Raw genomic sequence first — 24,287 nt, 5'->3', positions numbered from 1 at the left:
TCCACCCTATAATGAAAAGGGAATGAGCTGCGCGAATCCATACATATTCAGAAAGTAGAAAGGAAGACATGTAGTAATGCTTCAAGTTGAACAATTATCCCACTCGTTCCGGAATAGCCAGGGAAATGTGCCGGTGCTTCACGATATCAACCTGACGATTGAAGAAGGCAAGATGGTGGCTCTGCTGGGCAGTTCAGGTTCGGGCAAGTCCACACTGCTGAATCTGATGGCGGGGCTGATGAAACCGGATCAGGGCAAGATTCTCATTGCGGGACAAGATATTGTGCGTTTCAGTGAAAATTGCCTGGCTGAGTTCAGGCGCAGTCACATCGGGTTTATTTTCCAGTCCTATGAGCTGCTGTCTAATCTTACGATCCGGGAAAATGTAGAGTTACCTTTGGTGTTCATGGGCATAAGCCCTGCGAAACGCAAAGCAAAAGCATTAAAGCTGCTGGAACAGGTTGGACTGAGTGAAAAAACAAACTTGTTCCCGTCCCAGTTGTCGGGCGGTCAGCAACAACGTGTCAGTATTGCACGTTCGCTTATTACCGAACCCTCGGTGATCTTTGCAGATGAGCCTACCGGGAATCTGGATACCGAGACGGAGGAAGAGATTATTGCGATTTTGCAGCAGCTTAACCGGGAGTTGAATACCACCTTTGTTATTGTGACACATGAAGCAGAGGTCGCGGAGCAGATGCAGGTCGTGCTGACACTGCAACATGGAATATTGGTTGAAGAGGCTGTAAGGGAAGTTTGAGGCAAAAGGAGAGGAAATGTGAGAATACGCGATGTAGCACGTATGGCCTGGGGCCAGATCATTCGCAGAAAAATGGTCACACTGCTGTGTATGATGGGGCTGTCCATCGGCTCTGCCGCCATGATCATTGCACTTAGTGTGGGGCAGTCCGTACAGACCTATAGCGAGAAAACATTAAATGACAACTACAAGATGGACGAAATTACGATTACGCCTAATGAAGGCATACGTACTGGCAACGGCAAGGGGAGTGGTCAGACATCGAAGTTTGAGCGGGGTGCGCTGACGCTGGAAAAAATTAAGATTATCCAACGACTTCCTCATGTTGTTGCCGTGGCTCCCATGTTAAAGCTGGATTCGCTCGAAATGGTGCTTCCGGATGGCCGCAGTACTTACGTTGAAGTGATGGGTACTGAGCTGGAGACACTAGGCGGGTTTGGATACAGATACGCTGAGGGACGTGGTGCAGAGGATGGCCGTATGGCGGTGACCAGTTATGGGGCCACATTCGGACTCATAGATCCCAAAGTCACGCAGAAATTATTTGAGCAGTTGAATGCTGATCCCTATAACAATGAGCTTTTGCAGCAGTATGCGGAAATGTCATCAAAGCAGGATCAGCTCGTTCAGCAAAGTATTCAGTTTCGATATGAAGATTATACCAATGCGAGTAAAACCAAAATGAGCGGCTCGATACGCGTGTCTGGAGAACTGACGAAGCCTCCCAACATGGATGAGATGAGTGCTCAGAACGATAAAAAGATATATCTGCCGCTGGATACAGCTCGCGCCTTGCAGGATGAGCTTGGATTGCAGCAGGCTGACAGCAGTGCAGCCAAACATCTGAACTTGGCTCTGGTCAAGGTTGAGGACAAACGTTATGTATCCCAGGTGGAAGAACAGATCCAAAAGTTGACGTTAAACACACAGAGTAATCTGTTTCAGGAGGAAGCGATGACAGGCCAATTGGCAATGTACCAAAAAGCAGCATTGGGAATCGGTGGTTTTATCATGCTGCTGGCCTCGTTGTCCATTATTGTGGCAATGATCATGTCTACGCATCAGCGGCGTAAACAGATTGGCGTGATGAAGGTGCTGGGTGCAAATCTGTGGCAGATCCGCCAGATGTTTATTACCGAAGCAGCGATGCTTGGATTGATGGGTGGCGTGGCTGGTGTTGGGATTGCCTTTGCTGCCCTCGGCGGGGTGAACAGTCTGCTGGCGAGTCAGATGGCAGATCAGGTCAATGGCCCGATGACCGTGGTTATTCAGCAGTCCGCTCTGCCACTGGGCATTGTGTTTGCTGTGCTGGTTGGCATTGTGTCGGGGATTTATCCGGCAATCAGCGCATCCCGAACCAACGCATTAACTGTGATCAAATCGATGTAACTTTATCAGCGAAAGGGAAATTGGGCACATGAAGAAATGGATTAAAATCATCATCACCGTTGTACTTTTGGCAGGTGTAGGGTACTGGCTGTATGAAAAGTATAAGCCAAAACCGGAGGCACCTATAGAGATCCCGCCCCCGATTACCTTTGATGTGACACAGGAAACGATGACGCAATCGATACAGGTGAAGGGGAAATCCGTATACACCGATCAGACCGATATCTTCGCACCGTATGCTTCCAATATCAAGCAGTGGCACGTGAAAAGTGGGGAGCAGGTGAGCAAGGGAGATATCCTGTTTACGCTCGACACCTCCACGTTACAAACGGAAGTAGAGCAACTGCAGAGTGATCTGGAGAAAGCCCAGTTGGAAAATAAGATGAATCAGGTTAGCCAGGATCAGGCGAATATGAGTGAGACGCTTGGCGTGACGGAAGAAGAGCGCAAGAAGGCATTTGCAGATCGGGAAGGCAAACGCCTGACGAATGAATTGAACGTAAAAGCACTGGTGCTCAAGGAGAAGGAGATACAGAAAAAGCAGGCAGTAATAAGTAAGTCTGTTGTATATGCTTCTGCCTCCGGTATATTTCAGATGAATGAAGAGGACAGCAAGACACGTGCAGTGACGGAAGGACAGTTAATCGGGTCCATTACCAATATCAACAAATTGAAATTTATGACGATTGTTGGTGAAGAAGAAATGTTCAGACTTAAGGCGGGAATGCCGGTTAAGGTGCGAATGACAGCGCAGAAAGACCTTCAATTCACCGGGAAGGTAAGCAAGGTGTCCAAGTTCGCCCGGAAGAGTAGCGATACAGACCTCAAGCAGGCTTCCCAGTTTGACGTGGTCATTGATCTGAAGCCGGATGCAAGGATGTATGGAGGTGTGAGTCTGGAAGGCGATATCGAGACGATGCGTAAAGATAAAGTGACGGTTGTATCCAGCCTGGCCATCATGCGGGATCAGACCGAACCTTACGTCCTGTTAGACAAAGGGAACGGACTGACAGAGCCGCTGACCATCAAGGCTGGAATGGAATCGGGGGACAAGACGGAAGTGGTAAGCGGGTTAAAACCGGGAGATGTCGTTGTTCTGCCCTAAACAAACGGGTGAAATTCGACCTTGATCAACACGAGGTTCATTGTGGTATAAGGCCAGGATGAACCTTTGGTGTGGTTAGGTCCAAAGGATGTCCAGATTCCTGCCTGAATTATGGAAAAAAATATAATTAAATTTATATAATTCAATTTACAGTAATATTTACATGTCGTATAATCAGAACATAAGGAGGTGACACCAAACTTCATGATTTCAGATGGTAGGGAAGGCCTTTTTTTAAACCGCTTAAAGAAAGCGCTTACCTAAATGGGTTGTTAGATCCTATAATCCATCTTTCATGCTTCTTCATGTCTAACACACGTTCAACCACACCCACCACATTATATTCATTCACATGATTCGCCCTCACACACCATTTTTTTGCTCAATATTCCAGTTCTACAACCATTCCTTGTGGAGGTGATACAACCAACTCATCCGGACGTTCTCTTCGTGCTAAGCATCTTAATGACACAGAGGATCAGACATTGAGTACAACCCAATCTAACTAAAGGAAAGGTGGAACTATGAAGACTAAATTGAAAACCAAATCGAGAGGTAAGAAGATCCTGCGCAAAGGGGTAAAACAAATGCTGGCAGCAACGTTGCTCGCGGCGGGGATTTTCCCGGGGATGTCTCCAGGTCTGACTCAGGCGGCTGAAGCACATGTGGATAATCCATTTGTGGGAGCCACGGCTTATCTGAACCAGGACTATTCGGCACTCGTGGATACGTCCATTGCGCTGACCAACGATACATCGCTGAAGGCCCAGATGGAGACGGTCAAATCGTATCCAACCGCAGTATGGATTGACCGGATTGCTGCGATCTATGGCGGTACGGACAATGCGGGTCGCAAAAGTGTAGAGGAACATCTTGATGCTGTTCTCGCCCAAAAGAAACCTGGAACACCAATAACGGCTTCATTTGTTATCTACAACTTGCCCGGACGGGATTGTCATGCCCTTGCTTCGAATGGTGAACTTCCACTAACACAGGCTGCACTACAGACGTATAAAACGGATTATATTGATGTGATTGCAGATATCTTCGCAGATCCGAAGTATCAGGATATTCGTATTATTGCCGTCATTGAACCGGACAGTCTGCCTAACCTTGTGACCAACCTGAGTACACCAGCTTGTGGTCAAGCTAGCTCAACAGGTATCTATGAGGCTGGTGTGAAGTATGCACTGGACAAGCTTCACGCCATTCCGAATGTGTACAACTATCTGGATATCGGCCACTCCGGCTGGCTTGGATGGGATAACAACCGTTCTGCAGCAGTCGCGCTGTATACAAGTGTTGTGCAAGGGACGGACGCGGGTCTGAGCAGTGCAGATGGCTTTATTACAAATACAGCGAACACTACACCGCTGGGGGAGCCGAACCTGTCTAACCCTGATCTTAATATCGGTGGACAACCGATTAAATCGGCCAAGTTTTATGAGTGGAATCCGTATTTTGACGAAACCGATTTCACCGCTGCGCTGTATGCCGATTTCGTACAAGCTGGTTGGCCAAGCAGCACAGGTTTCCTGATTGATACTAGCCGGAATGGCTGGGGCGGGGTAGACCGTCCAACATCTGCCACGGGTAGCAACATCAACGATTATGTGAATTCCGGACGTGTAGACCGCCGGGAGCATCGGGGAAACTGGTGTAATGCCAGTGGCGCTGGTATAGGGGAAGTCCCTAAGGCTGCACCGGGACCCGCACATCTGGATGCTTATGTATGGGTGAAACCTCCGGGTGAATCCGATGGCTCCAGCTCCGAAATTCCGAATAACGAAGGGAAAGGTTTCGACCGGATGTGTGATCCAACCTTCACAACTCGGGATGGGGTATTAACAGGTGCATTGCCTAATGCTCCGGTATCCGGTCACTGGTTCCATGATCAATTTGTACAACTGGTGAAAAACTCATTCCCTGTACTTCCTGCAAGTAACGGTGGCAATCCTCCGGGTGGCAATACCGCTCCGGCAGCACCAGCAGCATTGACGGCTACTGCCGGTAACGCTCAAGTCTCCTTGACGTGGACTGCTTCTGCAGGTGCAACGAGTTATAGCGTGAAGCGGGCACTGAGTGCATCAGGTCCATTCACAACGATTGCGGAGAATGTGAGTGGTACATCTTATACGAACACTTCCCTGACCAACGGCACAACGTATCATTATGTGGTAAGTGCAGTGAATACAGCAGGGCAAAGTGCCAATTCCGCTGTAGCTTCAGCAACACCTCAAAGTGTTGTTGTACCGACCAGTGATCTTGTTCTGCAATATCGTGCTGGAGATACCAATGCGCTGGATAGCCAGATCAAACCGTATTTTAATATCAAAAATCTGGGCAGTACTGCTGTGAATCTGAGTGACCTGAAGATTCGTTATTATTTCTCCAAAGAAGGCTCGGCTGCGATGGATTCTGCCATCGATTACGCTCAAGTTGGCGGAGCCAATATCCAGCGTACCTTCACAGACTCGTATGTGGAGCTGAGCTTCACATCTGACGCTGGCAGCATTCAGGCTGGTGGACAGACTGGCGACATCCAGCTTCGCATGTACAAAACTGACTGGTCCAACTTTGACGAGAGTAATGACTACTCCTTCGATCCAACCAAAACATCCTATCAGGATTGGAACAAGGTAACACTTTACCAAGATGGAAACCTGGTATGGGGCATTGAGCCTTAAAATTTACTCGTAATTGTCTTAACCGCAATCCTCAGTATATTAGAGGATTGCGGTTTTTTGCTATTCATTACAAGAGTCATTTTGAAATGAAGTACTTGATCAACTGAGGAACGTAGTGGAGGGGACGAAATCGATTCTGAAGAAGCGAAGAAAGGGGATGGAAGAAAATCCGGGGATAACAGCGATCATAAGAACGATTCGTAACCGGAACGGATATCCCTCACAGCTGCAAGTGCTTATTCCTAAATGACTCCTAAAAACACTGATTATTGATCGTTTTGGACGGATATTTGCCTAGGGTCTGACAGGCAGGATGTCTATAATAGAAGCCGATGGGTGAGATCGCTTCGCTCGGATTGGAGAGAGAATGGAAGGGGGACCGCACTCCGGTAGTTGGGCAAGCTGATTTCTCTTTTTTAATATTGTAAGCGCAATCATTGCGTGGAGAAACATCCGTTGAAGAAAGTCTTCACGGTTGATCAAACGTCCAAATCATCATCAAAGTGTATGTATAAGCGGCACCTATTCTGTCTCAAGGAGCGTGAACGTGAATGAACTCAGAAACAACAGCGCCGATACATAAAGGATCGGCTTCAGATCAGCAATCCGGTCGCAGGAAGGGGCGTATGCCACTTGCAGCAAAGGTGCTCTCTTCGGCACTCAGCGTAGCTTTGCTCATTGGAGGGACAGCGGGAATCACTGGAGCAGAAGCTTCGAATGGAAAGAGTACAACGGAGGCTGGTCTGCAATCACATAAGGGGGGCAGTCACTTGAAAGGGATTCAACTGGAATATCTGGATCGGGGTCTGGTGGCTGCATCCACATCCGAAGGGGTGTTTCTCAGTTGGAGATTGCTTGGTGACGAAGCCACAGGGTATAGCGACCAAGGGCTGACAGGGACGGACTTTAACGTCTACCGTGATGGCAAAAAGATCGCTACCGTCACCGATAGCACCAACTATGTAGATAGTGCGGGCAAATCGTCTTCCCGTTATGAAGTGGCAGCGGTGAACAAGAAGGGCAAGGAAAGCAAACGCAACGCATCCGTCAAACCTTGGGCGAACGGGTATGTGGATATTCCATTGCAAAAACCCGCCGATGGTGTGACACCTGTGGGAGAAGCTTATACGTATTCCGCCAATGACATGAGTGTTGGGGATGTGGACGGGGATGGCCAGTATGAGTTTTTCGTCAAATGGGACCCTTCCAATGCCAAGGACGTATCACAAAAAGGATACACCGGTAAAACCTACATTGATGCGTACACCTTGGACGGACAATTGCTCTACCGGATCGATCTTGGAGTCAACATCCGTGCAGGTGCTCATTATACACAGATGCTTGTTTATGATTTTGACGGGGATGGCAAGGCCGAAATGATGTTTAAGACCGCTCCGGGCACGAAGATTATCCAATATAACAAAAAAGGAAAAGTGACATCCGAGAAGTACATCACGTTACCGAAGGAAGATCGCAAGGCAGGCGTGAAGAACGAGGATGACTATCGTTTAAGTGCTGAGGGTTACTACGATCACGTGGTGGATATGTTCAGGAACTGGCACAAGCACGACGAGGTTGTGAAGGGTAACTGGCCTGCAACATTGGAAGAGGCTTTTGGAATGGAGCAAAAATATAATTATCCATTATCTCAGCAGGATGCCGAGAGCCTGGCCGACTACTTCATTGATGTATACGCGGTAGAACGCAGCAACCGCAATGAGTTGCGCAAGTTCGAAGGGTTTATCGTGGATGGACCGGAGTATGTTACGGTATTTGAAGGGAAATCAGGAAAAGAGCTGGAGACCATTCCATATGAACCCGAGCGTCATGATGATGGCCTGATGTGGGGCGATTATGCCATGGCACGGATTGAACCGGGCAATCGGGTGGACCGTTTCCTGGCAGGTGTGGCGTATCTGGACGGCAAGACACCGTCTGCTATCTTTGCACGCGGATATTATACACGTTCAACGATGGTTGCCTACAATTGGGACGGCAAGAAGCTGAAAAAGGAATGGAAAGTGGACAGCGGCTGGACACCAATGAAGAACCCGTTTAATGATGGGCCACATGGTGTGGATGGCACAGATCCACAGTATGGCTCCATTACAACACAGGGCGCACACTATTTCAGTGTGGCGGATGTGGATGGAGACGGCAAACAGGAGATCATCTATGGCTCCGCGACAATTGATCATGACGGCAGCGTGCTGTACAGCTCAACAGACCTGATGCCTGCGGAGAGTGCTGCCCCGGGAACGATTGCCCGTCTGGGTCATGGAGATGCACTTCATGTGGCAGATATCGACCCGGATCGTCCGGGACTGGAGATCTTCATGGTTCACGAGGGTGGTCCTTGGGCGCCATATGGCTATTCCCTGCGTGATGCAAAGACCGGAGAAGTAATCTATGGTGGATACACAGGGAAAGATACCGGACGTGGTATGGTGGGTGATGTTGATCCAACTCGTCGTGGGCTGGAGACATGGGCTGTAGGATTATGGACAGCGACTGGTGAGAAAATCAGCGATCAAGCACCGGGAACAAATATGAATATACGTTGGGCTGCCGATATGACGACACAGATCGTTGATGGTGCGATTGATGTTACACCAACCATCAAGGATTGGAATCGTGGCACGTTGCTCACGGCAACAGGCACATTGACCAACAATCATACGAAAGGTACACCTTCGCTCGTAGCTGATATTTTCGGGGATTGGCGGGAAGAGATGCTGGTGAGAACCACAGACAGTTCCGCGATCCGCATCTATCTCAGTACCGAGAAAACGGACCGCAAGTTGTACACGCTGATGCATGATGCAATGTATCGTGTGGGCATTGCCGGACAGAACAGTGGATACAACCAGCCGTCCTATCCGTCCTTCTACATGGCATCGGATATAGACTGGTCAAAAGTAACGCTGCCCAAGTTCTACACGCCAGGTAAAGGCGGAAAGTAAGCAGAACAGATGAGTAATAGCTGGCAATAGCCATACAAAATGTGTTCAGGATCAGCCTGAAACGTAAAGCAGCGTCAATGGATATGAGCAGGGATTGAAAAGGGATTGAAGCGTTCTGAAGCGCTGCAACACTCTTTGAAGTGCTTTAAAACTCTCGAATCTCCCATGTGTCTCGGCATAGGGGAGATCCGAGAGCTTTTTCTACATGAGGATCAGAGGATTTGTGGACATCACTTGGCATTTTTTAATCCGTCCGGTACGTCACTCTTGTACATAGTTAGTTAGAGTCTTAGATGCTCGGTAGAAGCGAACGCCTTGATAGTGTAGTTTCCTTGATCATGAATTAATGTGGTAATGGAGCACTCAGGGATCAATTGGTTCTGCATAGCTATAAAGTCGGAATGCCAGAGGTTTAGCTCGCGCTCGTTAAAAGTCTGCACCAGAAAATCCGTAATGAGTCCACCATGTGCGACCACAATGATGTTACGATTCTCCGGTTCTTCACTAGCCAATTCAGTTAGCAGGGAGGCCAGACGTTCACCAGCCTGTTTGGCCGAGTCTCCGACCGGTGGAATGTAATCTGGGTAAGCGGTACATCTATCCCACATCGCGATAAATTCTTCGAATGACTGTTTCGGGCAATCTCCCCAATTGGCACGTTCACGCAGACGAGGATCTTCGGTTATATAGGCATGGGTAAGGCGGGCAATCATGCTGGCGGTTTCTTGGGCTCGTCGAAGTGGGCTGGTCAGGATTTTAGTAACGGGATAGGCAGCTTTGGCAAAATGAAGAGCTGTGGCTTCGGCTTGTAAAATGCCTTCGGAAGTGAGGGGGACATCCCCGATTTGTCGTTCTTTAAGTCCATGTCTTACCAGATGAAAGGTGGTACTCATGCATGAAAACCTCCTTTAGTTATTGACCGTTTACTTTTAAGATTAGATAATATACTAATTATATATTCATCTAATTAAATGATGCAATGAGACTTTTAAACAAGACCGTTTATATTCAACCTATAGAATTGCTACAATGGAGAAAAGTGAGGATCGATCGTTGCAGGGATGGAGGCAAGGACATGAGCATTTCGAAGCGCTGGACAGGAAGTCTGTACCAGGAGACATTGCGCACAGAGGACTGCGGGCCGCGTTTTTACGCGTACTATTACAAGCAGTGGGACAACTACCGTATGTCCTATCACCATCATGATTCAACGGAGATCATGTATATTATTTCGGGAATTTGCCGGGTGGATGTGCAGATGCCGGATGGCAGCTCAGAGCAGAGCGTTTTGAAAAAAGGACAGTTCATTATTCTTGATGCAGATGTCCCGCACCGATTGCTGGTGGAAGATGGCGTGCCTTGCCGGATGCTCAATGTGGAGTTTGGCTTCTCCGGCTCGCCTCCCGGACAATTATCCATCCGTCAGCTCGCGCAGGAAGAGGAAGAAGTCCATACTTTACTAACTAATGCATCGCCATATCTGGTACTGCCTGATCCGGAAGAGGTGTATCACATTATGAAAAGTCTGGTGCTGGAACTTGATCAGCGCGGTCTGCTGGAGCAAGGAAGATCAACTGCGCCGATGAGGATTATTCCGTCAGAGGAACGGTCGCATCATCGCGAAGCCCGGAATCTCTCGTCTCCGGAACAGGGGATGCTGGTGCGTACATTGTTCATCCAATTGCTGGTCCGTGTTGCACGTCTGCGCGGAGAGATGAGCCGGAGTGCGACCGATCAGGCGGAGCTGTATGTCAAACGAACCATTGAATTCATGCATCACAATATGGATCGTAACATTCAGATGAAGGATACCGCAGCAGCCGTCAATCTGCATCCGGGCTATTTACATCGCATTTTTCGCCAACACACGCAGCGGACACCGACCGACTACTTGACGATGCTTCGCATGGAGAAGGCCAAGATGCTGCTCCAGCAGACCAATATTCCAATATCGGAGATCTCTGACTATGTTGGAGTAGGCAGTCGTCAGTATTTTCATATGTTATTCAAAAAATATACAGGCCGTACGCCAGTTGAATTTCGCTCCTCGATGGAACGACATGTGAGTCAATATCCTCCGGATGAATGAGTCGTTTGCAGTTATTTTCGAAGACAACTGGATTAGTGGATCTGGCGCGTAGAAGTTAGGATTTTTGACAACAAGAACTTGAACAGGTCATGATTTTGATAACGCTTCCCCGTTTGCCGTTGGTACAATGATTTCATGAAGAGAGTCATTAACCGAAACAAAAGGTTCGGATTAGGGGAGGACATAGGTATGTCATTTAAAGTGGCGTTTATCGGGGCAGGGAGTATCGGATTTACACGGGGATTGCTGCGGGATTTGCTCACGGTACCGGAATTCAACAACATTGAGATTGCATTCTGCGATATTAGCCAGCACAATCTGGACATGGTAACTGAGCTGTGTCAGCGGGATATCCGGGAGAATGGATTGAATATTCAGATTCAGCCGACAACGGATCGGAAAGAAGCGTTAAAAGATGCAAAGTATGTACTGTGTACGATTCGTGTCGGGGGACTGGAAGCCTTTGCAACGGATGTGGATATTCCACTGAAATATGGGGTAGACCAATGTGTCGGCGATACGTTGTGTGCAGGCGGCATTATGTATGGGCAACGCGGAATCGCCGAGATGCTGGACATCTGTAAAGATATTCGTGAACAGAGCGCACCCGACGTGCTGCTCTTGAACTATTCCAATCCGATGGCGATGCTCACATGGGCTTGCAATAAGTATGGTGGTGTGCGGACGATCGGACTGTGTCATGGGGTACAGCATGGTCATCATCAGATTGCGGAAGCTTTTGGTTTGAAAAAGAGTGAAGTGGATATCGTCTGTGCCGGCATCAACCATCAGACCTGGTATATTCAGGCTTCTCATGAAGGTAAGGACCTTACAGGTGATCTGCTCGAAGCCTTCGAGAAACATCCAGAGTACAGCCGTACCGAGAAAGTGCGGATTGATATGCTGCGACGCTTCGGATACTACAGTACGGAATCGAATGGTCATCTGAGTGAATATGTGCCGTGGTATCGCAAACGTCCCGAAGAGATCAACGAATGGATCGACCTGGGCAACTGGATTAATGGAGAGACAGGTGGGTATCTGCGGGTATGTACCGAGGGGCGCAACTGGTTCGAGACTGATTTTCCAAACTGGATGAAGGATGAGCCGATGCAATTCGTTCCGGACAAACGGGGCGAGGAGCACGGTTCGTACATTATTGAAGGACTGGAGACGGGACGTGTCTATCGTGGACATTTCAATACCGTTAATAACGGAGTCATCTCCAACCTGCCAGATGATGCGATTATTGAAGCACCGGGATATGTGGATCGAAACGGTATTTCCATGCCGCATGTAGGGGATCTGCCCCTTGGCCCGGCTGCGGTATGTAATGTGAGTATTTCCGTGCAACGGCTTGCGGTTGAAGCAGCGGTCAATGGAGATGATAAATTACTTCGTCAGGCGTTCATGATGGACCCACTCGTGGGTGCCGTATGTAATCCAAAAGAGATCTGGCAGATGGTCGATGAGATGTTGGTTGCACAGGCTCAGTGGCTGCCGCAGTATGGTGAGGCGATTGCAGCCGCAGAAGCAAGACTCGCTGGAGGAGACTTGATTCCAACGAAGGAATACGAAGGTGCTGCTCGTCTCAAGGTGAAAACGGTGGAAGAGATGCAACAGGATCGCGATGCTGCCAACAAAAACGCGGGTGAATCCGATAAAGGCAAAGATCGTGAGAAAGTGCAGCAATAGACAAAACGAGTATAGGGCTTCTCCATAATTGGAGGAGCCCTGTTTTATTTTTTTTGGACGCCGCGGACAACGGCTAAAGTAACGTTCACATCGTACTTATGAATTGTATTATAACCACCTCTTTATTCCTTCCATGCGAAAAGCAAGAGAGGAATATTGCAACGTTGCTCACTTTGAGGCATATTTACCATGTGATACATATTACCTTTACAGACATAGTAATATGTCTTATAGTATACGAAGGATGGAAGAAAGTCGGTGAATTTAGCAGATGGATGTTCAAGTAATTAACAGTGATCTGATTCGGGGCAATATTGACCCCATCATTCTGAGTGTACTTATACCTTCTGATAACTATGGTTACAGCATTATTAAGGAGATCTATCGCAAGAGTGGAGAGCAGTTTGAATTGAAGGAACCTACGCTTTATTCCAGTTTGAAGAGGCTGGAGAAGAGTGGATATGTGGAGTCCTACTGGGGGGAAGAGACACAGGGAGGACGACGCAAATATTACCGGATTACAGTGCAAGGCCTCGAAGCCTATAGAGAGCAGGTTCAAGCTTGGCAGGCAGCCAAGGCACTGATTGATTGTATGATTGTCACTGGAGAAAAAGGAGATGAAGACCTATGAGATTGGAAGCTCGCATCACCCGTCATGTAAAGCATCTGTTCGCTCACGTACCGGATACATTGGACAATCGAGAACTGCAAGAAGAGATTCACAGTAATCTCGCTGCGCGGATTGACGATTATATCTCGCAGGGGATGAGTGAAGAGAAGGCGTTCCAGACCGCCATCCAGCATATCGCTGGTATGGATGAAGTGATGAGTGACCATCGAAGAGTACATCGTGTTCCTTACTGGACAGCGTTGTTGCAGTCTGCTCTGATATACAGCCTCATAGCCTGGATCATTACCATCCCAATGAGAGTGCTGATACAAGGCTCCGCCATAAACAACCTGCTTATGATCGTGAGTCTCATTGTTGGTGGAACGTATGTGTTGTATATCTTGACCAACAGGACGAATGATCCTGCCACTTCTGTTAAAACAACGGTTATTCGAATCCCTGCCTTAGTGCTGTGGAATCGAAGAATATGGTGGTTGTGGGCGGCATTCATATTCGTACTATGGGGTACGCAGGCAGCGTTGCGATTCGGAAGCAACATCTGGTTTAATCGACCCATTCAGGTGGAAGGACCCTACCAGTTTGCTGTGATCGTCATTGCTTTTGCCGTCCCGTTACTAAGCGTTATTATTCCTTTGGTAGTGCATCGGGCGTATCGGATCGTTAGCAAGTATGAAGTGAGGGATGCGTTATGAGAGGCAGGAATATATGGATTATTGCCCTCGTTGTTCTGGGTGTGGTTGGCCTCGCAATCGTTGAGGGTTTCGTTAATCCGAGGATTGAAGCACAGCAGGATCGGTATGAAGCAGAGCAGCAGAACCCGCTGACGCATGATTTTGAAGCTTTAACGAAATATCGCAGTCCCTACATGGGTGATAATTCAAACTTGAGTCATCTGAATCAGGCTTTACCTTTACGTGAAAGATTGAATGGTTACCAACTGTACCCGGAGGCGTTCACGGCTCAAGTGAATTATAGCTTGGATACGCATGAGATGGATGCAGAGGAACTTGAGCGGATACTGGTATATAATGCGGTTGCGAACTTTGTTATGATCGATAATCTGGAGCAGGTCGTCTACCAGTTAGAGAATACCAGCTATACCTTACGTCGTGAATCCGCCCAACAGTGGACAGGTTCGGAATTAAAAGAGCTTCAGACCCCGGAGTTATGGAATTCGACTGTTCGCAAGAAGCTGGTGGAACCGGCGCAAGTGAAAGAGGCTTTTTCACAAATTGTTGACAATTAAGCTGCATGAAATAGAAGGAAATAGGCAACATACTCGACTCTTCTTCCATGCTATGTTATTATAAATCTCTGATAACGTGGTAACGAACTAAAGCGTTTGGGTTTTGGTTATAGACATGGAGGGGTTCAAGAGATGAGAAAAAAAGCGATTCTACTATTATTCATTAGTATATGTGTATTGATTGTGGCTGGTTGTTCCAGTTCTGCAAGCAAAGACGATAACACGATTGTTGTAGGCATTGACGATAAGTTTGCTCCAATGGGTTTCCGGGACGAGCAGAATGAAATTGTTGGTTTTGATATTGATTACGCAAGAGCTGCAGCGGAGAAAATGGGTAAAGAAATCACATTCCAGCCAATCGACTGGTCTTCCAAAGAGTCAGAGCTGAATAGTGGCCGGATCGACATGATCTGGAACGGGTACACCATTACGGATGAGCGCAAAGAAAAAGTGCTCTTCACGAAGCCGTATCTGGAAAACAGCCAAGTAGCTATTACCTTGGCAGACTCACCAATTACGAAGCTGGATGAACTGGATGGCAAAAATGTGGGATTGCAGGCGCTATCCTCAGCGGCAGATGCACTGGCAGCAAGTCCTCTCAAGGATAAAGTAAAAGCTTCCGAGTTCAAGGATAACGTCCTTGCTCTTACCGATCTGAAGACGAAACGTCTGGATGCGGTCATCATTGATGAAGTGGTAGCGAGATACTACATGTCCAAGGAAGAGGGAACATTCAAACTGATGGATGAATCTCTTGCACCGGAACAATATGGCATTGGTATCAAAAAGGGAAATGAAGAGCTCTTGAATCAGTTGCAAAAAGCGCTGGATGAGTTGAATGCAGACGGAACAGCCGCTAAAATCTCTACCCAATGGTTGGGTGAAGATAAGGTTCTGAAATAGACAGGTTACACACCTGATATATAGTTAGAAACAAAACGGACCCCGTATTCCATGCTGGAGCGATTTATGCTTCGGAGGAATGCGGGGTTAACAGATTAGAGGAGACAAAATAATGAGTTGGGATTATATATCGACCATTTTAAAACCGATGCTAGAGGGTGCGCAGACCACCATTTTCATGTTCTTGCTCGCGATCGTGTTATCTGTACCGCTTGGATTCGCGGTCACGCTGGCGATGAGAAGCCAAATTAAACCACTGGCATGGATTGCCCATACGTATGTATATGTGATGCGAGGAACACCACTGCTGCTCCAAATTCTATTTTTCTGCTTCGGTTTACCGTTGCTTCCTGTGATTGGAGAGTATTTGGTGTTTGATCGCTTTGTTGCAGCGGGGATTGCGTTCATCCTCAACTATGCGGCGTACTTCGCTGAAATCTTCAGGGGCGGTCTGCTTTCCATTGATAAAGGGCAACATGAGGCAGCGAAGGTACTTGGATTAACGAAGTGGCAGACGATGACCAAAGTCATCATTCCTCAGATGATTCGTGTGGTACTGCCCGCAACGGCCAATGAGTCCATTACGCTCATCAAGGATACGGCACTTCTCTACGCTGTAGCTGTACCTGAGCTGTTGTATTACGCCCAAGCGGCGGTAAATCGGGACTTGCAGTTGATCCCTTTCTTCGTGGCAGCGGTGATGTATCTGCTCATGACACTCGTACTTACGTTGTTGTTCAAGGCACTGGAGAAGCGGTTTTCATTTGAATAAATTAAATCTGATCAATCAAAGGACTGTCTGCATATGAAACATATAATAGAAGTAAAAGAGTTGAGAAAATCTTTCGGTACCCTTGATGTGCTGAAGCAGGTATCCTTCAACGTGGAACCAGGCGAAGTGATTGCGGTGATCGGTCCTTCGGGATCGGGGAAAAGTACGATGCTGCGCAGCCTGATCCATCTGGAGGATATTTCGGGCGGAACGATTCGCATTCAGGATCAGACGTTGGTTGATAATGGCCGTTACGCGGGTGCCGCAGATATTCGCAAGATGACGGATCGTATGGGTATGGTATTCCAGCATTTCAACTTGTTCCCGCATCTGACCGTACAGGATAATCTGGAACTTGCACCGAAGACTTTGAAAAAAGAAAGCTCAAATGTCATTCGATATCGTAGTCTGGAATTACTCGGCAAAGTAGGGCTGTCGGACAAGGCCGATGTCTATCCAGCCAATCTGTCCGGTGGACAGAAACAGCGTGTTGCCATCGCTCGTGCACTGATGATGCAACCAGACATTCTCCTGTTCGATGAGCCGACGTCGGCGCTCGATCCCGAACTGACGGGAGAAGTACTGCGTGTTATCAAACAACTTGCGCAGGAAAATATGACGATGATGATTGTCACACATGAGATGGGCTTCGCCCGTGACGTTGCGGATCGTGTGTTCTTCATGGATAACGGGGAGATCGCAGAGGCGGGACCGCCAGAACAGATCTTCGGCAATCCAAAGCTTGCACGTACCCGTACCTTTTTGCAGCGGGTGGAAGTGGAAGGATAGAAGACATTGCATCTAAGAAATGTGGAAAGAACGCAATCCTATGAGTAATGAGGGATTGCGTTCTTTTTTTAATAGCTTATGTCCACAGGTATATATTCCAGATAATTAATACCATGGTCAACACGATATAAGTCACTACATTCCAATGGGTTCGAATTCTAAAAGTCGTATAACTCATGATTCCAAACAAAGCAATGCTAAAGCATAAAACAGCTACATTATTTCGATAAAGAGCAATAAGAAGAAGCATCAAAATCATAAGTATATTCATGACTTTATCGATTTTCATCCGAGTGATCCCCCAATGTAATCCAGAAAAGTACTTCCATAATAATATCTGTATGTTAGAGAAATTATTTGTTTGGATCATCAGAGTGAAAAACGGGTTCTAAACTTCATATTCTAGAAGTACAATGTGTAAGCTTACGCTTCAATTATGTGTTCAGAGGATGGATAAAATAAAATTAATAACAATTCGCTATTTACAAAATATGGTACACTCATTCCCTCTAAAACATTATAATGAACATACTTAATAAACAGGGAGGATTTACCATGGAACATCGTGAAAATGATGTGAATCGTTATTATAACGACACACTTCCACCACCACCTTATGTAATACCAAAAACGAATAGCAAATCGATTGCAGCACTTGTTTTGGGCATATTGTCCATCGTGATTCCATATGTGGGATTATTGATTGGTATTGTTGCCATCATCATTGCCTCTATATCACTCAAAGAAGTGAAGAACCGCATGGAACAGGGCAGAGGCTTAGCCATTGCTGGCCTTGTCTGTGGAATAATCAGTGTAGCGTTATATGTATTACTGATTACGATCGTGCTATTATTTACTTTCGCTGTCTCGAGTTCTGATATGTACTCTACATACTAGGAAAAGGAATACTATCGATGCTATTAATCACTAGAAAATCTATAGACCGGTTAACTGAACCATATAGAGAACCTGATATGCTGGCCTGTTACGCCATTTCACAGACGATTTCATCACCGACGAGCAAAGCGATTTTACTAATCAATAAAGACAGATTAAGAGTTCTCTTTCTCAATGTATTTTCCTCGAAAGTTGTAGAAATGGTTGATTTTGCTTTGGAGGATCTGAAAAATCAAAAATTAAAATCTGGAATGGGGCTTTCCACTATATGGTCATTCCAGCTCAATGGTACCCATTGGCGATTTAGCATGATCAAGAAAATGCTTACCCTTGGCTCCATGCAAGGTGATTTTCTGAGTTTTCTGAACCAACACATTGTGAAGGATCTTGGCTAAACTGAATATCGAAACTAACAAAAAGACAAAGGCATATCCTTTTAGCCCAGACTTGCGATCCAGCGAGTCGGGACAGGGGGATATGCCTTGCCTATTTTTTCGTACTACGCGTGAAGTGCGACTTCACTGCTGATGTTTTCGTTCTCTGTGGTGCGAGTGCGAGGCATCAGGAAATACGTTAAAGTTCCTCCCAGACCAATCACGGCGAATATGCACAGAATGCCGATCTGATCCCAAGCAACACCCAACTGTCCACTTGAGATGACTGCTTTATAACCTGTTACAGAATAGGTCATAGGCAACCATGGGTTGAAAACTTTCAGCCAATTAGGAATGAGTTCGAGCGGGAAGGTGCCCGCGCTGGTAGTAAGCTGGAAGATCAGCATGAGAATCGCAAGGAATCGTCCCGGGTTCTCCAACCAAGTTACCAGTGCCTGAATGATGTACATGAAGCTTAGACTGGTCACAAAGCTGAACAAGAGGAACAATGGAACACTCTGTACTTCCAGACCCAGACCGTACAAGACCAGCCATGAAGCAAGCAGCGACTGCACAGCACTCATGAGCGTGAAAGCCAGCGTTTTACTCACAAAACGATTCCAGCCACTTGCCTCGCTAACCGTGCTGCCTCGTGTTGGAACTACCAATGTGGCAATCAATGCCCCGACAAACAGCCCGAGGGACAGGAAGTAAGGCGAGAATCCTGTACCGTAGTTGGGTACCTCATTATATTTATGCTCATCCACCTGAACCGGCTCCGCATACATCGTTACCAATTCATCGGTCTTTTTCACACTACCCGTCTGCTCAGCCGCTTCATTCAGCTTGGTGGCAAGTTCGCCAGAGCCGTCCGTCAGCTTAAGCGTACCTTCTTTTAACTGACCGGCGCCGTCATCGAGCTTATGTGAACCATCTGCAAGGGTTGAGATTCCGTCTGTAAGCTGGCTTACACCTGCAACCAATTTGCCTGCACCAGCATTCAATTGACCTGAACCATCCGCAAGTTTGGCTCCACCAGCGGCTGCCTCGGATAATTTTGAATTGAATTGCTGTAGGCCCGTTGCAAGCTTTTCTTGTCCGGCGGATAACTGTGTAGCTCCTTGTACCAGTTGTTGTTCACCCTGTACCAACTGACTGCTGCCTTGATGCAGTTGCTGTTGTGCAGCATACAGGTTTTGGCTGCCTGCGACCAACTGCTGTCCACCCTGATACACTTGTTCGCTGCCAGCGGCTACGGCTTGACTGGCTGCCAGGAGCTGCTGGACAGCAGGACTTGCGGCCAGTTCCGGACTGGCTTCAGCTAATTGCGCAAGACCTTGGGCAACCGCTTTGGCCCCTTCGCTGACTTTGCCACTGCCTTCAACAGAACTTTGCAGCCCGGCAGTCAGCTTTGCACTGCCTTCCTCGGAAGCCGCCAGTCCTGCATCCAGCCTGGCTGCGCCTTCTTGAGCAGATTGAATGCCAGCCTGTAGCTGTTTGCCGCCAGTTTCAGCCTGGGTTGCTCCATCACTCAGTTTCGAACCTGCTGCTGCCAGTTGGGACAGCCCATTGGATAGGGCACTCGCACCTGTATGAAGATCACTGATACCTTGAGCGAGAGTAGATGTACCTTCTTTTAACGGAACAACGCCTGTTTCCAGCTTGTCGGTGCCAGCGGCCAGTTTGGACAGGTTCTCTTTTAATGTAGCCGCACCCTCATCCAGCTTGATCGCACCATCATGAATCTGACCTGCGCCATCCCCGGCATCCGCCAAACCGCCAGAGATTTTTTCGACCTGATCCAATAACGTTTCGGTATACGATTCAGTGACTTTGGCAGCGACTTTGGAGCGAATTTGTTTGACCGCCGTCCCGCCAATCTGACCCGCAAGGAAGTTGTATCCTTCATTGGGTTCATAGATTAGGTCTGCCGGCTCCGGGTGCTCATCCATCAGAGTGGTGGCTTTTGCTGAAAAATCCTCCGGAATCACAATGGTCATATAATACGTGTTGTCTTGCATACCTTGTTCTGCTTGTTCACGAGTCACGAATTGCCAGTCGAAATCATCACTTTTTTTCAATTCATCGACCAGATTCTGACCGACCTCCAGTGATTTATCGTTGTAGACTGCACCCTGATCCGTGTTGACCACGGCTACAGGTAATTCATTCATTTTGCCATAGGGGTCCCAGAATGCGTTCAGGAACAGGCCACTATACAGCACCGGAATGAACAGTACAACGAGAATCGGAATAAATACTTTTGGTTTCTTGAAGGCGGACTTCAAGTCCTGCCCAAATACATGTAATGATTTCATCATGTTCTCTCCCTATCCTTACGCTCATCCGTTTGTTCTATCTCTATTATGTGTTTAATTTAGCGGCGTGCCTTTCTCTAGGTGGGGGATAAGCCATTCTTGAGAAAGAGGCCCACAAAATCCTTGATCTGATCCTTATGCAGCGTAGGATGTGCTTTGTTCCAATCCGAGGTTAAGGTGACATACAGCTTCAGCAGGACAAAAGAAACCAGTTTGGGATCGTCCCTGCGAATCTGCTCCAACTCCATGGCACGGCTGACCTGACGCTCCAGGTATTCGAGAATGGCTGTCTCCACTGTCTGCAAACCTTCCTTGGCTTGCGGTGTACCGAACTCGTTGACCTCCTGAAAGAGCTTGATTAACAGCTCATGTTCCTCCCGGTACTCCAGCAAAGAATCCATGCTCATATGCACGTTATCCAGAAAGGAGTTCTCTTCCTTCACCGTCTGCTCTGTAATCTGTCTCATATCCGCAATGATCGAGCGCAGAATCTCGCTGAACAGCTCTTCTTTATTTTCGAAAAAAGTATAGATCGTTCCCTTGCCCACATTGGCAAGTCGCGCCACCTGCTCCATTGTTGTGGCCTTGTAGCCAAACAGGGCAAAGGATTTCTCGGCAGAATCCATTACCTGCTGCCTTCGATCTATCGTTTTCATGGCATATACACCTCCTTGTAGGTTGAAAGGATAATGGGTATGGTAGATTTTTTTTGACCGTTTTACTATTTCGGTCATTTGGTCGTTGATAACTGTATCACTTGAACAGGGAAAGTGGATGTGAGGATTGTCATAATGTGGGCTGAGAAATGAAAAAAACTGACTAGAGGGAGGTAGGGAGTGAGATGTTTCTATTATATGGAAAGTTTCGAATATATCTGTTCTAGAGGTGAATCGCTATAATAGCTAAGGGATAGTGATGAAACTGTGAGTTATAAAATTGAGCAATGAATGAGGAGTATATATGGAACACGTTTTATGGACGGTCTATCTTGGGTTGCTGGGCACAGCTTCACTCTCGTACCTTATTAAAGGGAAGTATAAGTCTAACCTTAGCAAGATAGATTTTGTCGTATCCGTCATTACATGGATAGGGTTGCTAGGATATGTTACGGAAACAGCTATTTTAAATCCTTCCTGGTGGAGAATTATTACTGTTCCTGCTCTGTTATGGGATGTATTATTCGCGATGCTTTTAAAGGATAACGAAGGGGAAGAGATTTTGGATGGATTACCGATGATGACGAGGATAGTTTGGATGTTGATAACATTAGTTGTCGTGATCGGACCTCTATACTATGGACTGTTTAGATATGCTTTCTCTTAGGGGGTCCAACATGATACGGGGAAGGTATAGAACATACCTCAGTAACAACAAAAAAACCAAGGCTTTGAGTGTAGTCACTCATGAGCCTTGGTTTTTTACTGTGTCGTATTCTTGTTCGCTGTATCCTATTAATTCTCTGCGCGTACTTTAAAGAATGAGATCAGTTCTTGAAGTTGCTCGGATACAACGGAGAGCTCATCGGAGGCACTCACAATGGCTGCCATGGAGGCTTCCTGCTCATCAATGGACTGCTCAATCTGTTTACTGCTATTGGCTGCCTTGCTGACACTGGCAGACAGTTCATCAGCCGTGGCAGACATTTCTTGAGTGCTTGCCGAGATCTCTTCGGTAGAACTGGAGATATCCTGAATCTGGTTTGCAACTTTATTCGTAGCAGTCAGAATATTCTCAAAAAATACGCCAGTCTCTTGGGTAACTTCCAAGCCTCTGGTGACTTCCTTGGAACCCAGCTGCATCGCCTCGGAAGACTCCATGATATCCCGCTGAATTTCTTCAATTAGCTGTCGTATTTGCTTCGCTGATTCCTGCGATTGCTCTGCCAGGTTACGTACCTCGCCTGCAACGACAGCAAAACCTCTTCCTTCTTCGCCTGCGCGGGCCGCCTCGATCGAAGCGTTGAGTGCCAGCAAGTTGGTTTGTCCGGCAATCTCCGTGATCAGATTAACAATGTTGCTAATCTGGTTTGAGTTGTTTTCCAACGACTGAATCGATTTTGACGTATTTTGCACCGCACCCGAGATCAGACGCATCTGCTCAATGACTTGTTGCATCACCACATTACCCGTGCTGGAGCGCTGCTCCATGCTGAGTGCTTCATCTGCCACATCGGCTGAACTGCTGGCGATGGTCTGCACTACCGTTGACATCTCTGTCATGGCACGTGCATTCTCTACAGTGGCTTTGTCCTGTGATACCAGTCCAGTGGATATCTCCCGGATATTGCTGCTGATCGATTGAATATTTACATTATTTTTCTCGGAAATGCCCAGTAGTTGTTTGGAAGATTCCGAGAGGTGATGCGAAGTATTCTGTACTTTATAGATGGTTGTATTGAATCGATGGATCATCGCATTGAACTTCTCGTTGATGATACCCAGATCATCTCGCCCGGTATCGATGGTTACGTCCAGATTACCTGTGCTGACTTCTTCGATCCCTTTCATCAGGTTGCGGATTGGAAGCAACGTTCTCTTCAGCAAAATGAATTGCAACACCATGAACAGGATCAGGAAACCAATCAGGAACATCAAACCGTACGTGAGTAGTTCGTTCAGTCCTTTTGGAACCGCACTTGCATCAACATCGAAGTAAAGAGCAGCGTACATGGAGCCATCTGCGTTATTAATAGGGTAGATCAGGGTGGTCCAAGTTCCGTACTCATCCGTGTAGAAATCACTGAAGGCAGGCTTTCCGTCCTTTTTCATCTGTTCCAGCACTACGACGTTATTCTGAGGCAGCGGGTACATGGCACCTGCGGGCAGATTGCTTTCCTCGAATGGTGCCAACAGGTTTGTTGGAATCGCGATGATGGACGTTCCGTTGCCTTGCTCAAGTTCTGAACCAAAAATGTACGCTTGCGCGATGTTTGGATAGAACTCATGGATGGAATCGAGATACGTTTTCATTTCCTTTTGTACAGGACCGGAGTAGCTTTTTTCCTTAGCTGCTTCTGCCACTTTGGCCGTGTCGAGATCGTCGTACCATTTCTGGGTGATGACGGTAGCCTGGTCGTGCAACTGTTCAACCAGGATGTTTTTTTGTAATTGATACGCGGCAGTAATCAAGATAATACCAATCAAGGTGATGCTACCAAACGAGATCACCAAATTTTTGATAAAGAAAGGCATGGTACTCCAGCGAAGCTTAGTTAACAAATTGTTCACTCCTTCTACAAATATGAAAATGCACTATACCTGGATGGGATCTATACGCTATGTAATCTAACGAATATTTAGTGGGAAGTTGTGATCGTGCAACTTCTATCATTCTGATTTTTGCTGTGGTTACGGGACGTTCTCTCATGCTTCAGTGTGTTTCTTGCATTGTTTCCAGTTCTACTCACTTATAGGACCCCCAGGTAAGTTACTTCGTAGAATATATCGTTATATAGTCATATTAATATTAGCTTTTAGAGAAAAAATGGTTCTAAGGTACTGGTTCTGTAGGCTTGTTATTCGTTTTCGAACTTTATTGTTTCGTTTGTTAATGCAAGGTCCTGAGCTTTTTGGGCTTGCTTGTCATGACCTAAAGAAAACACAAGTGAACGAAAAGACAGTCCATTGTTGCCCTTCCGCAGGAACGTTAAGATGAAGTTGTTAAAGCGTT

20 protein-coding genes are annotated in these 24,287 nt (G+C 47.0%); 16 read left to right on the top strand and 4 right to left on the bottom strand.

Features of this window, described 5'->3' with window-relative positions; genetic code table 11:
- Nucleotides 1-76 precede the first annotated feature (76 nt).
- The 5 genes from ACE3K2_RS05885 (at nucleotide 77) to ACE3K2_RS05865 (ending at nucleotide 8,904) form a co-directional block, all read left to right on the top strand.
- Nucleotides 77-760, top strand: a complete 684-nt coding sequence (locus ACE3K2_RS05885; protein ID WP_421887880.1) for an ABC transporter ATP-binding protein — start codon at nucleotides 77-79, stop codon at nucleotides 758-760.
- Between the two features lie 18 nt (nucleotides 761-778).
- Entirely contained in the window at nucleotides 779-2,149 is a 1,371-nt protein-coding gene (locus tag ACE3K2_RS05880; protein WP_421887877.1) for an ABC transporter permease, read from the top strand.
- Between the two features lie 28 nt (nucleotides 2,150-2,177).
- The gene (locus ACE3K2_RS05875) at nucleotides 2,178-3,254 is read left to right on the top strand and encodes an efflux RND transporter periplasmic adaptor subunit (protein WP_421887874.1); all 1,077 of its coding nucleotides are present in this window, start codon (nucleotides 2,178-2,180) and stop codon (nucleotides 3,252-3,254) included.
- A gap of 524 nt (nucleotides 3,255-3,778) precedes the next feature.
- A complete protein-coding gene (locus tag ACE3K2_RS05870) occupies nucleotides 3,779-5,941 on the top strand; it encodes a glycoside hydrolase family 6 protein (RefSeq protein ID WP_421887871.1) in 2,163 nt (720 codons plus the stop codon).
- A gap of 626 nt (nucleotides 5,942-6,567) precedes the next feature.
- A complete protein-coding gene (locus ACE3K2_RS05865; RefSeq protein WP_421888378.1) occupies nucleotides 6,568-8,904 on the top strand; it encodes a rhamnogalacturonan lyase in 2,337 nt (778 codons plus the stop codon).
- Between the two features lie 281 nt (nucleotides 8,905-9,185).
- Here ACE3K2_RS05865 and ACE3K2_RS05860 read toward each other — a convergent pair whose 3' ends face one another.
- On the bottom strand, nucleotides 9,186-9,797 hold the full coding sequence (locus ACE3K2_RS05860; RefSeq protein WP_421887868.1) for a histidine phosphatase family protein: 612 nt from the start codon (nucleotides 9,795-9,797) through the stop codon (nucleotides 9,186-9,188).
- A gap of 182 nt (nucleotides 9,798-9,979) precedes the next feature.
- Here ACE3K2_RS05860 and ACE3K2_RS05855 point away from each other — a divergent pair, with 182 nt between their 5' ends.
- The 10 genes from ACE3K2_RS05855 (at nucleotide 9,980) to ACE3K2_RS05810 (ending at nucleotide 18,321) form a co-directional block, all read left to right on the top strand.
- Nucleotides 9,980-10,993 carry an AraC family transcriptional regulator gene (locus ACE3K2_RS05855; RefSeq protein WP_421887865.1) on the top strand — a complete coding sequence of 338 codons (1,014 nt, stop codon included), beginning with the start codon at nucleotides 9,980-9,982 and terminating at the stop codon, nucleotides 10,991-10,993.
- A 189-nt stretch (nucleotides 10,994-11,182) separates the two neighbouring features.
- Nucleotides 11,183-12,688 (top strand): alpha-glucosidase/alpha-galactosidase, encoded by a 1,506-nt coding sequence (locus ACE3K2_RS05850; RefSeq protein ID WP_421887862.1) that lies wholly within the window; start codon nucleotides 11,183-11,185, stop codon nucleotides 12,686-12,688.
- 271 nt (nucleotides 12,689-12,959) lie between these two features.
- Nucleotides 12,960-13,319 (top strand): PadR family transcriptional regulator, encoded by a 360-nt coding sequence (locus ACE3K2_RS05845; RefSeq protein WP_339239986.1) that lies wholly within the window; start codon nucleotides 12,960-12,962, stop codon nucleotides 13,317-13,319.
- Nucleotides 13,316-14,011 carry a permease prefix domain 1-containing protein gene (locus ACE3K2_RS05840; RefSeq protein ID WP_421887859.1) on the top strand — a complete coding sequence of 232 codons (696 nt, stop codon included), beginning with the start codon at nucleotides 13,316-13,318 and terminating at the stop codon, nucleotides 14,009-14,011. Before ACE3K2_RS05845 ends, ACE3K2_RS05840 begins: the two co-directional genes overlap by 4 nt.
- The gene (locus tag ACE3K2_RS05835; RefSeq protein ID WP_421887856.1) at nucleotides 14,008-14,565 is read left to right on the top strand and encodes a DUF4825 domain-containing protein; all 558 of its coding nucleotides are present in this window, start codon (nucleotides 14,008-14,010) and stop codon (nucleotides 14,563-14,565) included. Before ACE3K2_RS05840 ends, ACE3K2_RS05835 begins: the two co-directional genes overlap by 4 nt.
- A gap of 132 nt (nucleotides 14,566-14,697) precedes the next feature.
- Entirely contained in the window at nucleotides 14,698-15,468 is a 771-nt protein-coding gene (locus ACE3K2_RS05830; RefSeq protein ID WP_036606344.1) for an amino acid ABC transporter substrate-binding protein, read from the top strand.
- Between the two features lie 112 nt (nucleotides 15,469-15,580).
- Nucleotides 15,581-16,240, top strand: a complete 660-nt coding sequence (locus ACE3K2_RS05825) for an amino acid ABC transporter permease (RefSeq protein ID WP_421887852.1) — start codon at nucleotides 15,581-15,583, stop codon at nucleotides 16,238-16,240.
- Nucleotides 16,241-16,273: 33 nt separating this feature from the next.
- On the top strand, nucleotides 16,274-17,029 hold the full coding sequence (locus ACE3K2_RS05820) for an amino acid ABC transporter ATP-binding protein (RefSeq protein WP_421887848.1): 756 nt from the start codon (nucleotides 16,274-16,276) through the stop codon (nucleotides 17,027-17,029).
- A gap of 555 nt (nucleotides 17,030-17,584) precedes the next feature.
- Nucleotides 17,585-17,926 (top strand): DUF4190 domain-containing protein, encoded by a 342-nt coding sequence (locus tag ACE3K2_RS05815; protein WP_421887845.1) that lies wholly within the window; start codon nucleotides 17,585-17,587, stop codon nucleotides 17,924-17,926.
- A gap of 17 nt (nucleotides 17,927-17,943) precedes the next feature.
- The gene (locus tag ACE3K2_RS05810; RefSeq protein WP_421887843.1) at nucleotides 17,944-18,321 is read left to right on the top strand and encodes a hypothetical protein; all 378 of its coding nucleotides are present in this window, start codon (nucleotides 17,944-17,946) and stop codon (nucleotides 18,319-18,321) included.
- A 104-nt stretch (nucleotides 18,322-18,425) separates the two neighbouring features.
- Here ACE3K2_RS05810 and ACE3K2_RS05805 read toward each other — a convergent pair whose 3' ends face one another.
- Together ACE3K2_RS05805 and ACE3K2_RS05800 are read right to left on the bottom strand one after the other, a co-directional pair.
- Nucleotides 18,426-20,618 (bottom strand): YhgE/Pip family protein, encoded by a 2,193-nt coding sequence (locus ACE3K2_RS05805; RefSeq protein WP_421888375.1) that lies wholly within the window; start codon nucleotides 20,616-20,618, stop codon nucleotides 18,426-18,428.
- Nucleotides 20,619-20,695: 77 nt separating this feature from the next.
- Nucleotides 20,696-21,274: a TetR/AcrR family transcriptional regulator gene (locus ACE3K2_RS05800; protein ID WP_421887840.1), complete on the bottom strand. Its 579-nt coding sequence runs from the start codon at nucleotides 21,272-21,274 to the stop codon at nucleotides 20,696-20,698.
- A 304-nt stretch (nucleotides 21,275-21,578) separates the two neighbouring features.
- Between ACE3K2_RS05800 and ACE3K2_RS05795 the strand changes: the two genes are divergently transcribed.
- Nucleotides 21,579-21,941, top strand: coding sequence for a hypothetical protein (locus ACE3K2_RS05795; protein WP_421887837.1), 363 nt, complete (start codon nucleotides 21,579-21,581; stop codon nucleotides 21,939-21,941).
- A 128-nt stretch (nucleotides 21,942-22,069) separates the two neighbouring features.
- On the opposite strand, the gene ACE3K2_RS05790 is transcribed toward ACE3K2_RS05795, so the two are convergent.
- The gene (locus ACE3K2_RS05790; RefSeq protein WP_421888373.1) at nucleotides 22,070-23,809 is read right to left on the bottom strand and encodes a methyl-accepting chemotaxis protein; all 1,740 of its coding nucleotides are present in this window, start codon (nucleotides 23,807-23,809) and stop codon (nucleotides 22,070-22,072) included.
- Nucleotides 23,810-24,287: the final 478 nt, after the last annotated feature.

Source organism: Paenibacillus sp. (genome assembly GCF_048976745.1).
Taxonomy (GTDB): Bacteria; Bacillota; Bacilli; order Paenibacillales; family Paenibacillaceae; genus Paenibacillus.
This window is presented reverse-complemented; position numbering and strand designations above follow the sequence as displayed.

Bases quoted from the DNA above. Each gene is read 5' to 3' on its own strand.
- ACE3K2_RS05875 (WP_421887874.1), top strand. From the start codon at position 2,178: ATGAAGAAATGGATTAAAATCATCATCACCGTTGTACTTTTGGCAGGT.
- ACE3K2_RS05820 (WP_421887848.1), top strand. From the start codon at position 16,274: ATGAAACATATAATAGAAGTAAAAGAGTTGAGAAAATCTTTCGGTACC.
- ACE3K2_RS05840 (WP_421887859.1), top strand. From the start codon at position 13,316: ATGAGATTGGAAGCTCGCATCACCCGTCATGTAAAGCATCTGTTCGCT.
- ACE3K2_RS05795 (WP_421887837.1), top strand. From the start codon at position 21,579: ATGGAACACGTTTTATGGACGGTCTATCTTGGGTTGCTGGGCACAGCT.
- ACE3K2_RS05865 (WP_421888378.1), top strand. From the start codon at position 6,568: ATGCCACTTGCAGCAAAGGTGCTCTCTTCGGCACTCAGCGTAGCTTTG.
- ACE3K2_RS05860 (WP_421887868.1), bottom strand. From the start codon at position 9,797: ATGAGTACCACCTTTCATCTGGTAAGACATGGACTTAAAGAACGACAA.
- ACE3K2_RS05850 (WP_421887862.1), top strand. From the start codon at position 11,183: ATGTCATTTAAAGTGGCGTTTATCGGGGCAGGGAGTATCGGATTTACA.
- ACE3K2_RS05815 (WP_421887845.1), top strand. From the start codon at position 17,585: ATGGAACATCGTGAAAATGATGTGAATCGTTATTATAACGACACACTT.
- ACE3K2_RS05800 (WP_421887840.1), bottom strand. From the start codon at position 21,274: ATGAAAACGATAGATCGAAGGCAGCAGGTAATGGATTCTGCCGAGAAA.
- ACE3K2_RS05790 (WP_421888373.1), bottom strand. From the start codon at position 23,809: ATGCCTTTCTTTATCAAAAATTTGGTGATCTCGTTTGGTAGCATCACC.
- ACE3K2_RS05870 (WP_421887871.1), top strand. From the start codon at position 3,779: ATGAAGACTAAATTGAAAACCAAATCGAGAGGTAAGAAGATCCTGCGC.
- ACE3K2_RS05825 (WP_421887852.1), top strand. From the start codon at position 15,581: ATGAGTTGGGATTATATATCGACCATTTTAAAACCGATGCTAGAGGGT.
- ACE3K2_RS05835 (WP_421887856.1), top strand. From the start codon at position 14,008: ATGAGAGGCAGGAATATATGGATTATTGCCCTCGTTGTTCTGGGTGTG.
- ACE3K2_RS05810 (WP_421887843.1), top strand. From the start codon at position 17,944: ATGCTATTAATCACTAGAAAATCTATAGACCGGTTAACTGAACCATAT.
- ACE3K2_RS05805 (WP_421888375.1), bottom strand. From the start codon at position 20,618: ATGAAATCATTACATGTATTTGGGCAGGACTTGAAGTCCGCCTTCAAG.
- ACE3K2_RS05885 (WP_421887880.1), top strand. From the start codon at position 77: ATGCTTCAAGTTGAACAATTATCCCACTCGTTCCGGAATAGCCAGGGA.
- ACE3K2_RS05855 (WP_421887865.1), top strand. From the start codon at position 9,980: ATGAGCATTTCGAAGCGCTGGACAGGAAGTCTGTACCAGGAGACATTG.
- ACE3K2_RS05845 (WP_339239986.1), top strand. From the start codon at position 12,960: ATGGATGTTCAAGTAATTAACAGTGATCTGATTCGGGGCAATATTGAC.
- ACE3K2_RS05830 (WP_036606344.1), top strand. From the start codon at position 14,698: ATGAGAAAAAAAGCGATTCTACTATTATTCATTAGTATATGTGTATTG.